The organism is Rhodanobacter fulvus Jip2 (assembly GCF_000264315.1).
Taxonomy (GTDB): Bacteria; Pseudomonadota; Gammaproteobacteria; order Xanthomonadales; family Rhodanobacteraceae; genus Rhodanobacter; species Rhodanobacter fulvus.
The window spans coordinates 68,747-82,135 of sequence record NZ_AJXU01000054.1 but is presented as its reverse complement, the minus strand read 5'-3'; the positions used below and the strand labels follow the sequence as shown (position 1 = coordinate 82,135).

Sequence of the window (13,389 nt, the reverse complement as noted above, 5' to 3'; positions counted from 1 at the left end):
ATGGATGCCTTTATCTCACGATTTGCGCGTCAATGCGTTTACCAAAGGACCTTGCAGCGGCCCGTTCCGTCAAGCTGCCGCTTCGCTGAGAACGTTCAGCATCCGCGAAGGCTGTACACAACGATCAGCAAGTATCCGCATGCTCGTGTAGCTGCGCTTGATACAGGCTGTGATATGCGCGACCTCCTCGGCTGCCGGGGATGTACCCAGCAGGGTGCAGACGATTTCCAGCGCCTCCCATGGATGGGTATCGTCATAAGCCGCATGCAACTGTAGCCAGCGTAGCGAACCGGCACGCGTTTTCTCGGGGAAACGCTGTTTGTAGCCCTCGTTGTCATAGATCAGCTGCGACCATTCCCCCGTGGCGCCTTCCACCGCGTAGTTGGTAGCGGCAATGCTGGCTACCAGGCTGTCGCCGCTGCTCACTTCCTCACACCAATGCGCCAAGGTCTGGGTTCCCCGGGGAGGCATGCCGTTCAGCACCTCATCGCGCGACACCCCTACCCCCTCGGCCCAATGCAGCCAGTACTCGGCGTGGTTCTGCTCCACGCGAATGTTGCGTACCAGCCAGCGTCGCGCCAGGTTGTCACCGGCACTGCGGCCGTACTGGGTCTTGAGCAGGCTCATCGCCATGTAGCCGGGAAACCGCTCGATGACCGGCCAGATGCCGCACATGAAATTGATGGTGCCATCGCGACCGAGCGTGCCATCGCTCATCCTGGCCCACAGCGCGTGATCCACCACGCTCTGCTTGGTACTGGCACAGTCCGCGACCATATCTTGCGCCCATTGCGGGTAGCTGGTCAGTTCGGTCAGCGGGCCAGTGCGTTCAAAATGCGAGTTCATGCCGTTCTCCTTGGAGATACAAGTGAGAGGCTGCAGGGCCTGCAGCCTCGGTTGAGCCGGCGCAGGAGACAGGGATCCCTTTGCCGGTGGTGCTTCAACATCGCGAGCGATGCCAAATCTCATTTCATGAACGCCGAGCCGCGGTTGGGCGCGCCGGCCTGCTTGATCGTCATCGTAGACAACCCAGGCGACGATTGCCGCTGACGGCTTGGTCTTTTTCCTATTCGCGCTTCCCCATTGCGTGGGGCTTCCGTACGCTACGCGCCAACGGTCGCCATCTGCATTGACCTTCGATACTCGCGCAGTCCCGCGGGAAGGGAAAGCGCCGGCCGTCCTGGGTGTGATGGCGGCCCGGGGCCATCCGACGGCGGCCCTCTTAACGAGCCGGGTTCCGCCGCCGCGCCCCGCCTGAACGAAATCACGGGCAAGTTGCCGCGCAAGTCCGTATAATCGGTTAATTCGTCCTTCAAAAACCTGCGTGACGGCCTGTGCGCCGCCCGAGTCGATCCCATGTCTATAGAAAACCTGCGCAACATCGCCATCGTCGCCCACGTCGATCACGGCAAGACCACCCTCGTCGATTGCCTGCTCAAGCAGTCTGGCACGTTGGCCGAGCGAACGGTCCTGGCCGAGCGCGTGATGGATTCCAACGATCAGGAAAAGGAGCGTGGCATCACGATCCTGGCCAAGAACACGGCCATTACCTGGCGCGGCAACCGCATCAACATCGTCGACACCCCGGGACATGCCGACTTCGGCGGCGAGGTCGAGCGCGTGCTGTCGATGGTCGACTCGGTGCTGATCCTGGTCGATGCGATGGACGGCCCGATGCCGCAGACCCGCTTCGTGACGCAGAAGGCATTCGCGATGGGCTTCAAGCCGATCGTGGTGATCAACAAGGTCGACCGCCCGGGCGCGCGCCCGGAGTGGGTCGTCGAGCAGGTGTGGGATCTGTTCGACCGCCTTGGCGCCACGCCGGAGCAGATGGATTTCCCGATCGTCTACGCCTCGGCGCTGAACGGCTACGCCGGTCTCAACGACGACGTGCGCGAAGGCGACATGACCCCGCTGTACGAAGCGATCATGCAGCACGTGAGCAAGCCGGACGTGGACCCAGACGGCCCGTTCCAGATGCGCATCAGCCAGCTGGACTACAACAACTTCGTGGGCGTGATCGGCATCGGCCGCATCCAGCGCGGCACCTTGAAGAAGAACATGCCGGTGGCCGTGATTGACCGCCACGGCAAGAAGCGCCAGGGCAAGGTGCTGCAGGTGCTGGGCTTCCTGGGCCTGGAGCGGATCGAGCAGGAAACCGCCGAAGCCGGCGACATCGTGGCCATCTCCGGCATCGCCGAGCTGACCATCTCCGACACCATCTGCGCGCTGGAAGCCCCCGAGGCACTGCCCGCGCTGACCGTGGACGAGCCGACCATCAGCATGACCTTCCAGGTCAACAACTCGCCGTTCGCGGGCAACAAGGACCTTTCGGGCGGCAAGTTCCTCACCAGCCGCCAGCTGAAGGATCGCCTGGACCGCGAGCAGGTGCACAACGTGGCACTGAAGGTCGAGCAGGGTTCGGACGCCGACAAGTTCCTGGTCTCCGGCCGCGGCGAGCTGCACCTGTCGGTGCTGATCGAGAACATGCGCCGCGAAGGCTACGAGCTGGCCGTGTCGCGCCCGGAAGTGATCATCAAGGAGATCGACGGCAAGAAGATGGAGCCGATCGAGCAGTTGGTGGTCGATGTGGAGGAAGTCCACCAGGGCGCCGTGATGGAAAAGCTGGGCATGCGCAAGGGCCAGCTGAAGAACATGGAGTCCGACGGCAAGGGCCGCGTGCGCCTTGATTACGAGATCCCGGCGCGGGGCCTGATCGGCTTCCAGAACCAGTTCAAGACCCTGACGCAGGGCTCGGGCCTGCTGTTCCACGTGTTCGACCATTACGGTCCGAAGGAAGACGGCCAGATCGCCAAGCGCCTCAACGGCGTGATGATCGCCAACGCCGGCGGCACCACCCCGGCCTACTCGCTGGGGCCGCTGCAGGACCGCGGCAAGCTGTTCGCGGCCGAAGGCGACAACGTGTATGAAGGCCAGCTGGTCGGCATCCACGCCAAGGACAACGACCTTACCGTCAACGTGATCAAGCCCAAGCCGCTGACCAACATGCGCGCCTCCGGCAAGGACGATGCGATCCAGCTGACCCCGGCGATCAAGTTCTCGCTGGAACAGGCGCTGGACTTCATCGACGACGACGAGCTGGTCGAGATCACCCCGAAAGAGATCCGCCTGCGCAAGAAGCACCTCACCGAGAACGATCGCAAGCGGGCGTCGCGCAGCTGAGTTGCTGCTTCAGGTGATCAAACGGAAGGCCGCCGCGAGGCGGCCTTTTCGTTGCCGGCGATCCCTGCGGGAGCGGCTTCAGCCGCGATGCTTTTGCTCCGGGCCTCAGGACTGAAGAGCATCGCGACTGAAGTCGCTCCCACAGGATGACCTTGGCTGCGTCGCTACGCCGGCAACTGCGCGCGCTCCAACGCGGCTATGTGCCGCTCCAGCCGCGGCCCCAGGTAGCAATGCGAGCCGCACGGCAACAATCCGGCGGCGCCGAACTCGTGCAGGTACCAGGCCGGTGCGCGGGAAATGAAGCCCTGGCGGTCGCCGACCACGTCGTCGCGGCTGGTGAACACTTCGAGAAAGGCGATGCCCTCCAGCATGTCCACGATGCCGCCCAGGCCCGCGCGGATCTCGGTCGGTTTCAGGTAATGCAGCACATCGGTGCACACGATCAGGTCGAAGCGCCGGTCGAACCGCAAATACTCGAGCTGGCCGAAGCGCGCCAGGCCCACATTGCGGCTGCGGCCGTAGCGCGCGGCCACGTACTCGCTGGCGTCGAGCCCGCGATAGTCGATGCCGGGCCGCAAGGCGCGCAACGGCGCCCGCCACACCGCCTCGCCGCAGCCCACGTCCAGCACGTTGCGGATCGGCCGCGCCAGGTAGTACTCCGCCTGCGCCACCACCATCGCCACCTTGCGCCGCAACTCGGCGGGCGAGCCCACGGCGTGGCGCGGGTTGCGGTACCACTTGTCGAAATAGTCGCGGTCGTAGGTCTTCGGCATGCGCGGCGCCCGGGCAAAGCCGCATGGTAACCGTCGCAGACGGCGCGACACATCTGGGCGACAATCCCCCAGCTACACAGGAGTCCTGCCTTCCGTGAGTTCCACCCCGCTTTCCACCCTCCCGATCGAACCTGGCCTGATGGTGCTGCATGGCAACCGGCTGGAAGACCTGCGCGACCTGCTGGCCGCATGGCTGGCCCGCGCGCCGCTGCGGCCGCTGGAGAACGAGCTGATGCTGGTGCAGAGCAACGGCATCGCGCAGTGGCTGAAGCTGGCGATGGCCCGTTCGCCCGCCGCGGGCGGGCTGGGCATCAGTGCGGCGATCGACGTGCAATTGCCCGGGCGCTTTCTGTGGACTGCGTATCGTGCGGTGCTGGGCAACGAGGCGGTTTCCGCCACCTCGCCGTTCGACAAGTCGCGCCTGGTGTGGCGCCTGCTGCGGCTGATCCCGCAACACCTGCACGACGAGGCGCTTGCCCCGCTGCGCGACTTCCTCGGCGACGACCCGGACTGGCGCAAGCACTATCAGCTGGCCATGCGCATCGCCGACCTGTTCGACCAGTACCAGGTCTATCGCGCCGACTGGCTGGACGACTGGGAGCATGGCCGCGACGAGCTTCGCGACACCCTGCGCAACCGCCGTTCGCCACTGCCGGCCGAGCAGCGCTGGCAGGCGTACCTGTGGCGCCTGCTGCTGGAAGACGTCGGCCCCGATCAGCGCGACAACCACCGCGCCGCCGTGCATCGCGCCTTCGTCGAGCGCCTGGCCACGCTGCCGGCACGCCCGCCCGCACTGCCGCGCCGGGTGGTGGTGTTCGGCATCTCCTCACTGCCGCAGCAAACCCTGGAGGCGCTCACCGCACTGGCCCGCTTCAGCCAGGTATTGCTGGTGGTGGCCAACCCGTGCCGGCATTACTGGGCCGACATCATTGAGGAACGCGAGCTGCTCAAGGCCAGCCAGCGCCGCCATGCGGGCAAGCCCGGCCTGCCCGCCGAGCCGCGCTACGAAGACCTGCACCTGCACGCCAACCCGCTGCTGGCCGCCTGGGGAAAACAGGGGCGCGACTATATCCGACTGCTCGACGCCTTCGACCAGCCCGACCGCTACCGTCCGCACTTTGCCGCCATCGGGCGCAGCATCGATCTGTTCGAGGATGCCGGCAGCGACACCTTGCTGCACCAGATGCAGCAGGCCATCCTCGATCTCGAACCGCTGCCGGCCGACCCGGCCCAGCGCAAAGCGTGGCGCGACGACGACCACTCGCTGCGCTTCCACGTCGCCCACAACCCGCAGCGCGAAGTGGAGATCCTGCACGACCAGTTGCTGGCCATGTTCGAGCAGGCCGCGCGCGACGGCCGGCCGCTGGCGCCGCGCGACGTGATCGTCATGGTGCCCGACATCCAGACCTACGGCCCGCACATCCAGGCGGTGTTCGGCCGCGTGCCGCCGGGCGATCCGCGCCACCTACCCTGCAGCGTGGCCGACCAGCCCGCGCGCGGCCGGATACCGTTGATCGTGGCGCTGGAATACCTGCTGGCGCTGCCCGACGCACGCTTCGCCGTCAGCGACGTGCTGGACCTGCTCGACGTACCCGCACTGCGCAAGCGTTTCGGCTTCGACGATGCCGGCCAGCCCCTGCTGCGCCGCTGGATCGAAGGCGCCGGCATCCGCTGGGGCCTGGACGGCGCGCAAAAAAACAGCCTGCAACTGCCCACGCTGGAACAGAACAGCTGGCGCTTCGGCCTGCGCCGCATGCTGCTCGGCTATGCCGTGGGCGACGGCGAAGCGCTGGACGGCATCGCCCCCTACGGCGAGGTTGGCGGCCTCGACGCCGCCCTGCTCGGCCCGCTCAGCCAACTGCTGGAACGGCTCGAGCACTACTGGCAGCAATTCGCCACGCCAGCCACACCCGCGCAATGGTGTGAACGCCTGCACGCGCTGCTGATGGATTTCTTCGACGCCGGCAACGGCGACGACGCGGTGCGCCTGAGCCGCCTTGGCGACGCGTTGGACAGCTGGCAGCACGCCTGCGCCGAAGCGGATTTTGCGGAGGCGATACCGCTCAACATCGTGCGCGAACACTGGCTGCAGGCCATCGACGAAAGCCGCCTGTCGCAACGCTTCATGGGCGGCGCGGTGAGCTTCGGCACGCTGATGCCAATGCGCGCGATCCCGTTCCGCGTGGTCTGCCTGCTCGGCATGAACGACGGCGACTACCCACGCCGGCAGACGCCGGCCGATTTCGACCTGATGGCGCAACCGGGCCATAGCCGTCCCGGCGACCGCTCGCGCCGCGAGGACGACCGCTATCTGTTCCTCGAAGCGCTGCTGTCCGCCCGCGATGCCCTGCACATCAGCTGGGTCGGCCTCAGCGCACGCGACAACAGCGTGCTGCCGCCCTCGGTCCTGGTCGGCCAGCTGCGCGACTACCTCGCCGCCGGCTGGGTAAAAGGGGGTCAGAGTCACTTTTCGGGCGATGGCACGACAGGCGAGACGGAACGTGTATCGAAAAGTGGCTCTGACCCCCTTTTACTCGCCGCGCTCACCGTCGACTATCCGCTGCAGCCTTTCAGCCGCCGCTATTTCGGCGGTGGCGACGATCCGCGCGTATTCACCTATGCGCGCGAATGGCAGCAGGCGCATCGCGGCGAAGCACCCGCCGCGTCAACCGCGGTGCTTGAGCCCTGGCAGCCGGACATCGCACTCGGCCTCGGCCAGTTGCAGCGCTTTCTTAGTAAGCCGGTGGCGTACTTCTTCAACCAGCGGCTGAAGGTGTACTTCAACGACGCCGCCGACGAAGCCATCGACGACGAGCCCTTTGCGCTGGACGGCCTCGAGCGCTACGGCGCCAACCGCGCAGTGCTGCACGCGGCCATCGATGCGGCCACCGCCGCCGGCCTCGAACACGACATCGACAACGCCACGCGGCGCCTGCACGACGAAGGCCGGCTGCCACCTGGCGGCTTCGGCAGTGCGCTGCAAATCGAGATCGCCGCCCAGGCGCGCGCCCTAGCCAGTGCATGGCAGGCCGCCTGCCAACACTGGCCGCTGACTGGCGACAAGCATGAACTGCGCTACATCAGCACCCGCGCACCCACCGCCGGCTGGCAGGTCGACGACTGGCTGACCGATCTACGCTGCGACAGCGAAGGCACCCGCCAGCGGCTGGAGCTGGTCAGCGGCACACTGCGGGACGGCAAGGCCTTGCGCTACGACAAACTCATCCCGGCCTGGGTCACCCACCTGCTGGGCAACGCCTGCGGCCTGCTGATGCAGACCCGGTTGATCGGCATCGACGCGCAGCCGACCCTGCAGGCGCTGGCGCCCGACGAAGCCGCCGACATGCTCGACCAGTTGCTGGCCACCTTGCACGCCGGCATGCAATCGCCCTTGCCGGTCTCCCGCAAAACCGCCTTCGCCTGGCTGCTGGCCGGCACCGACGAAAAGAAAGATGCCGCCACCGTCGCCGCCCGCCGCTTCGACGGCGACGACTATGGCCACGCCGCCGGCGAACGCGGCGAAGACGCCTGCCTGGCGCGCGCCTGGGCGAGCTTCGCCGACATGCAGGCCCACGGCTTCGAGGCCTGGCTGGGCCCGTACCGCGCCCTGTTCGACAACGTCATCCTGACGCAGGGAGACGCGGCATGAACCGCACCGCCGCGCTCGATCCGCTGCGCCTGCCGCTGCACGACATCCGCCTGATCGAGGCCAGCGCCGGCACCGGCAAGACCTGGACCATCGCCGCGCTGTACCTGCGCCTGGTGCTGGGCCACACCGAATCCGGCGTGCCCTTGCTGCCGCCGCAGATCCTGGTGGTCACCTTCACCAAGGCCGCCACCGCCGAACTGCGCGAACGCATCCGCACCCGCCTGGGCCAGGCCGCCGAGGCGTTTCGCGGCCAGGCCACGGACGACGATTACCTCGCCGGCCTGATCGCCGACTACCCCGACCCGGAAGCCCGCTCCCGCGCCGCGCGCCAACTGGAACTGGCTGCGCAATGGATGGACGAGGCCGCCGTGCATACCATCCACGGCTGGTGCCAGCGCATGCTGGGCCAGCACGCGTTCGACAGCGGTCACGCCTTCGTGCAGAACACCATCGACGACGAGAGCGAACTGCTGGCCGAAGCCGTGCGCGACTACTGGCGCCAGCATTTCTTCGTGCTCGACCGCGACAACGCCGGGCAGGTCAGCGCGCTGTGGAAAGCTCCGCCGGCCCTGCAGAAAAGCCTGTTTCCGCTACTGCGCCAGCCCGCGGAAAACCTGCGTATGGACGGCCATCCGCTGCCGCTCATCCACGACCTCGCGGCGGCCATGGATACGCTGCTGGCGCCGCTGCGCGCCGCCGAGCAGCACGCACGCGCGCTGTGGCAGACAGAGGTCGAGGCAATCGAGACGTTGTTGAGCAAGGCGGTGCAGCAGGGCGTACTCCACGCCGGCAAGGTCCAACCCCAAAACCTCCCCGCCCGTCTCGACGCCATGCGACTATGGGCGCAGGGCAGCGCCATCGACGACGACATCGTGCGACGCTTCGCGCAAAGCGCATTCACCGCAGCCACCAATAAGAACAAGGTCACCCCGCAACACCCTGCCTTCGCCGCCATCGACACCCTGCTCGATGCACGCCACGCCACGCCCGAGCTGAAACCGCTGATCCTCGCCCACGCCGTGCCGTGGGTGGCCGCGCGGCTGCAAGCGAGCAAGCAGCGGCTGGCCCAGCTCGGCTACGACGACATGCTCAAGCGGCTCGACGACGCCCTGCATGGGGTCAGCGGCGAGCGGCTGGCGCAGACCATCGCCAGCCAATACCCGGTGGCGCTGATCGACGAATTCCAGGACACCGACCCGCTGCAATGGCGCATCTTCCAGCGCATCTACGGCCAGCGGCCCGGCACCGGCCTGCTGCTGATCGGCGACCCCAAGCAGGCGATCTACGGTTTTCGCGGCGCGGATATCCACACCTACCTGCAAGCGCGCACGAGCGCCGGCCAACCCACCTGGACGCTGGATACCAACTACCGCTCCACCAGCGCGATGGTCGGCGCGGTCAACCGCGTATTCGAAGGTGCCGAACAGCACCCGCAAGGCGCGTTCGGCTTCGGCAAGGGCGCCCAGGGCCTGCCGTTCCTGCGAGTGCAGGCGCAAGGCCGCACGCAGCGCCTGCTGCTGCACGGCCAACCGCTGCCTGCGCTGCAACTGGCCCACGCCGCCGACCTCGCACCGATGAGCCAGGGCGCTTATCAGGCCTGCATGGCCGAACACGCTGCCGCCACCCTGGTGCAATGGCTGGACGCCGCGCGTGAGGGCGACTGCGGTTTCGTCGACGACGGCCTCGCGACGCCTGCCTCCGCCGCCGCATTGACGCCGCTGGCTCCCGGCGACATCGCCATCCTGGTACGCAGCGGCAAGGAGGCCGGCGCCATGCGTGCGGCGCTGCAGGCGCGCGGCCTGGCCAGCGTTTACCTGTCCGACCGCGACTCGGTCTACGCCTCGGCCGAGGCGCGCGACCTGCTGCTGTGGCTGCATGCCTGCGCCGAGCCCGGCTCCGACCACGCCATGCGCGCGGCGCTGGCCAGCCCCACCCTCGCCCAGGGCTACGCCGAACTGGACCGCCTCAACCAGGATGAGCGCTATTGGGAACAGTGCGGCGAACGCTTCCGCCAGTTGCACGACAGCTGGCTGCGCCATGGTGAGCTGGCGATGCTGCACGACCTGCTGCACCTGTTCGACCTGCCCGCGCAGTTGCTGGCCCGCGCCGACGGCGAGCGCGCGCTGACCAACCTGCTGCACCTGGCTGAACTGCTGCAGCAGGCCGCCGCCACGCTGGATGGCGAGCACGCGTTGATCCGCCATCTGGCCAGCCAGATCAGCCAGGCCGACAACCAGGCCGATACCGCGGACGAGAAAATCGTGCGACTGGAAAGCGAGGCCGCGCTGATCAAGGTGGTCACCATCCACAAGTCCAAGGGCCTGGAATACCCGCTGGTCATGCTGCCCTTCGCCTGCGCTGCGCGCGAAACCAGGCGCGGCGACAGCTTCGTCTGGCATGAGGGCAACCAGGCGGCGATGGATCTGCAACCCTCCGACGACGCCTGGCAACAGGCCGAGCGCGAACGCCTGCAGGAAGACCTGCGCCTGCTCTACGTGGCGCTCACCCGCGCCCGCCACACCTGTTGGCTGGGCATCGCCAACCTCAAGAGCGGCAATGCCAAGGCCTCGGTGCTGCACCGATCCGCGTTCGGCTATGTGCTCGCCGGGGGCGAACCGATCGAGCCCGAAACTCTGCCCGCCCGCCTCGACCAACTGGCCGGGCATCCCGATATCCAGCTGATTGAACTGCCCTCCAGCGCGGCCACGCAACCCTGCGAAACCGTCACCACGCCGGAGCCGTTGCAGCCTGCCCGCGTCTACCACGGCCAGCCACCGGAGCCTTGGTGGATTGCCAGCTACAGCGCACTGAAAGTCGCCGAGGGCGACAGCGCCGAACGCCCCGCCGCACCGGAAACCGCGCAACAAAACGTGCTGATCGAAACCCGCGCCGAACCCGTCGTGGTCGTCGCCCCGGTTCACGCTACGCAAAAGCCGGCCGCACAGGAGCCGGCCGACACGGCGGGCATCCACCAGTTCCCCCGTGGCGCCGAGCCGGGCACCTTCCTGCACGACCTGCTGGAATGGGCCGCCGACGAAAGCTTCGCGCTCAGCGCCACCTCGCCGCCGGCACTCGGGCACCTGATCGCCCGCCGCTGCCAGCGGCGCGGCTGGCAGGCCTGGATCAAGCCGCTGACGGCGTGGCTGCCCACCTTCCTGACGACGCCGCTGGCGTTGCCTGATGGCGGCCAGTTGACCCTGGCCGGCGTCCACAACTACCGCGCCGAAATGGAATTCTGGTTCGAGGCGAACCGGGTAGGCACACTGGCGCTGGATCGGCTGGTCACCGCCCAAACGCTGCAGGCGCGGCCACGCCCCGCGCTGCAACCGGACCGCCTCAACGGCATGCTCAAGGGCTTCATCGACCTGGTGATCGAGCACGACGGCCGTTATTACATCGTCGATTACAAATCCAACTGGCTCGGCCCCGACAACGCGGCCTACACCGCCGACGCCATGCGCGATTCGGTACTGCACAGCCGCTACGACCTGCAGTACGCGATCTACACGCTGGCCCTGCACCGGCAACTGAGCGCGCGCCTGCCCGATTACGACTACGCACAACACGTCGGTGGCGTGCTCTACCTCTACCTGCGCGGCGTCGATGGCACCGGCCACGGCGTGCACGGCGAACGGCTGCCGTTTGCGCTGATCGATGCGATGGACCGGCTGTTTGCCGAGGGAGGAACGCCCGATGCCGGCTGACCAACTTGCCGCCATGTTCGAGCAGGACATCGCGCAACACCGGCTGCGCCCGCTGGACGTGGCGCTGGCCCGCTTCCTGGGCGAGCGCGACGCCGCCGCATCAGCGCCCTTGCTGTGGCTGGCCGCGTTGCTCAGCCGCCAACTGGCCGATGGCCACTTGTGCCTGGACCTCACCGCGCTCGATATCATGGCCGGCGAACAACAATGGCCACCTGCCTGGCACGCCCTGCTGCAGCGTTTTCATGAAAACGACGCCGCGCTGGCGTCGCCGCTGGTCGCCGACGCCGATGGCCAGCCCGCCAACGCGCCGCTGGTGCGCGACGGCCGCCGCCTGTATTTGCGCCGCTACTGGAACCACGAGCGCCATGTAGCCGCGGCCATTCGCGAGCGGCTGGAACGGGTGCACGCGGCGCCGGCGCAGTTGGGTGAAGAACTGCAGCGATTGTTTCCGCCAGTTGGCGCGGGTAGCCAGAAGGCGGTTGATCGGGAACCGGTCGCAGCTGAGGCCGCTGCTGCGGGAGTGGCAATCGACTGGCCGCAGATCGCGTGCGCGCTGGCGGTGCGCGGGGCCTTCACCGTGATCACCGGTGGTCCGGGCACCGGCAAGACCACCACCGTGGTGCGCCTGCTGGGCCTGCTGCAGACACTGTACCTGCGCGAACACGCGCGTCCGTTGCGCATTCGCCTGGCCGCGCCCACCGGCAAGGCCGCCGCGCGATTGAACGCCTCCATCGCCACGCAACTGGCCGCTCTGGACGTGGATGAGGCCACCCGCGCGGCCATTCCCGCCCAGGTCGACACCTTGCACCGCCTGCTGGGCGCGCGGCCAGACACCCGCCGTTTTCGCCACGATCGAACCAATCCGCTGCACCTGGATGTGCTGGTGGTCGACGAAGCGTCGATGATCGACCTGGAAATGATGTCTGCGGTGCTCGCCGCCCTGCCCGCTGCCGCGCGGCTGATCCTGCTGGGCGACAAGGATCAGCTCTCCTCGGTAGAAGCCGGCGCGGTGTTGGGCGATTTATGCCTGCGCGCGCAGGCCGGACACTACGATGGCGATACCGCGCAATGGCTGCGCACCGTCACCGGGCAGGACATCGCGGCCTTCGTCAGCACCGATGCGCAGGCCCTCGATCAGCAGGTGGCGATGCTGCGGCATAGCCATCGCTTCGGCGCCGCGAGCGGCATTGGCCAGTTGGCCCAGGCCGTGAACCGTGGCGAGCCCGATGCCGTGCATGCGCTGCTTTCCGTAGCCTCGGCCGATCTGTCATGGGAACCGTCGGCCGCACCCGCGCGCCTGGTCGAACTGGCCATCGATGGCGGTGCCCACGCAACCCAAGGCGGCGGCGCACGCGGCCACCGCCATTACCTGGAACAACTGCAGCATCAGCGCCCCGCCACCGATGCGGGCGACGAAGCGCATGACGCATGGGCGCGCCACACGCTACAGGCGTTCAATCGCTTCCAGTTGCTGTGCGCCCTGCGCCAGGGCCCGTTCGGCGTGGAAGGACTCAACCAGCGCATCGCCGAAGCACTGCAGGCACGCGGCCTGGTCGACACCAGCCTGGGCTGGTACGAAGGCCGCCCGGTGATGGTCACCCGCAACGATTACAGCCTGGGCCTGGCCAACGGCGACGTCGGCATTTGCCTGCGGCTGCCCGACGAACGAGGCACACCACGGTTGTCGGTAGCCTTTCTGGGCGATGCCCTGCCGGGTACCAGTGCCGGCACCCGCGTGCGCCGCATCCTGCCCTCGCGCCTCAACGACGTGGCCACCGTCTACGCGATGACCGTGCATAAATCACAAGGCTCGGAGTTCGAACACACCTTGCTGGCACTGCCCCCCGACCCCAGCCCCGTACTCACCCGCGAACTGCTCTACACCGGCATCACCCGCGCCCGCCGCTGGTTCACGTTGGCAGGGAGCCAAGACATCGTCGACCTGGCCACCCGGCAAAGGACGCGGCGGTATTCGGGGTTGGCGGAGCGATTGGGCAATCAGCGTTCCATAGGCGTCGAAGCGCAAATTCCATGAACTTGCCCGACACCGATGCGCGCATTGTGTAACTCAGCAACCGTA

Annotated in this window: 6 protein-coding genes; 4 read left to right on the top strand and 2 right to left on the bottom strand. The window is 67.4% G+C overall.

Annotated features, from left to right (window positions below; genetic code table 11):
- Positions 1 to 69 precede the first annotated feature (69 nt).
- On the bottom strand, positions 70 to 846 hold the full coding sequence (locus UU9_RS13150; RefSeq protein WP_007082248.1) for an iron-containing redox enzyme family protein: 777 nt from the start codon (positions 844 to 846) through the stop codon (positions 70 to 72).
- 510 nt (positions 847 to 1,356) lie between these two features.
- On the opposite strand from UU9_RS13150, the gene typA reads away from it, so the two are divergent.
- Positions 1,357 to 3,183, top strand: a complete 1,827-nt coding sequence (gene typA, locus UU9_RS13145; protein ID WP_007082247.1) for a translational GTPase TypA — start codon at positions 1,357 to 1,359, stop codon at positions 3,181 to 3,183.
- A gap of 164 nt (positions 3,184 to 3,347) precedes the next feature.
- Here typA and UU9_RS13140 read toward each other — a convergent pair whose 3' ends face one another.
- Positions 3,348 to 3,956 (bottom strand): methyltransferase, encoded by a 609-nt coding sequence (locus tag UU9_RS13140; protein WP_007082246.1) that lies wholly within the window; start codon positions 3,954 to 3,956, stop codon positions 3,348 to 3,350.
- 94 nt (positions 3,957 to 4,050) lie between these two features.
- Between UU9_RS13140 and recC the strand changes: the two genes are divergently transcribed.
- The 3 genes from recC to recD are packed head-to-tail and all read left to right on the top strand — an operon-like array spanning position 4,051 to position 13,344.
- Positions 4,051 to 7,605: an exodeoxyribonuclease V subunit gamma gene (gene recC, locus UU9_RS13135; protein WP_007082245.1), complete on the top strand. Its 3,555-nt coding sequence runs from the start codon at positions 4,051 to 4,053 to the stop codon at positions 7,603 to 7,605.
- Entirely contained in the window at positions 7,602 to 11,309 is a 3,708-nt protein-coding gene (gene recB / locus UU9_RS13130) for an exodeoxyribonuclease V subunit beta (protein ID WP_007082244.1), read from the top strand. The genes recC and recB overlap by 4 nt, the downstream gene beginning before the upstream one ends.
- Entirely contained in the window at positions 11,299 to 13,344 is a 2,046-nt protein-coding gene (gene recD, locus UU9_RS13125) for an exodeoxyribonuclease V subunit alpha (RefSeq protein ID WP_007082243.1), read from the top strand. The genes recB and recD overlap by 11 nt, the downstream gene beginning before the upstream one ends.
- Positions 13,345 to 13,389: the final 45 nt, after the last annotated feature.

Coding starts and splice junctions, on each gene's coding strand:
- UU9_RS13150 (WP_007082248.1), bottom strand. CDS start 846: ATGAACTCGCATTTTGAACGCACTGGCCCGCTGACCGAACTGACCAGC.
- recD (WP_007082243.1), top strand. CDS start 11,299: ATGCCGGCTGACCAACTTGCCGCCATGTTCGAGCAGGACATCGCGCAA.
- typA (WP_007082247.1), top strand. CDS start 1,357: ATGTCTATAGAAAACCTGCGCAACATCGCCATCGTCGCCCACGTCGAT.
- UU9_RS13140 (WP_007082246.1), bottom strand. CDS start 3,956: ATGCCGAAGACCTACGACCGCGACTATTTCGACAAGTGGTACCGCAAC.
- recB (WP_007082244.1), top strand. CDS start 7,602: ATGAACCGCACCGCCGCGCTCGATCCGCTGCGCCTGCCGCTGCACGAC.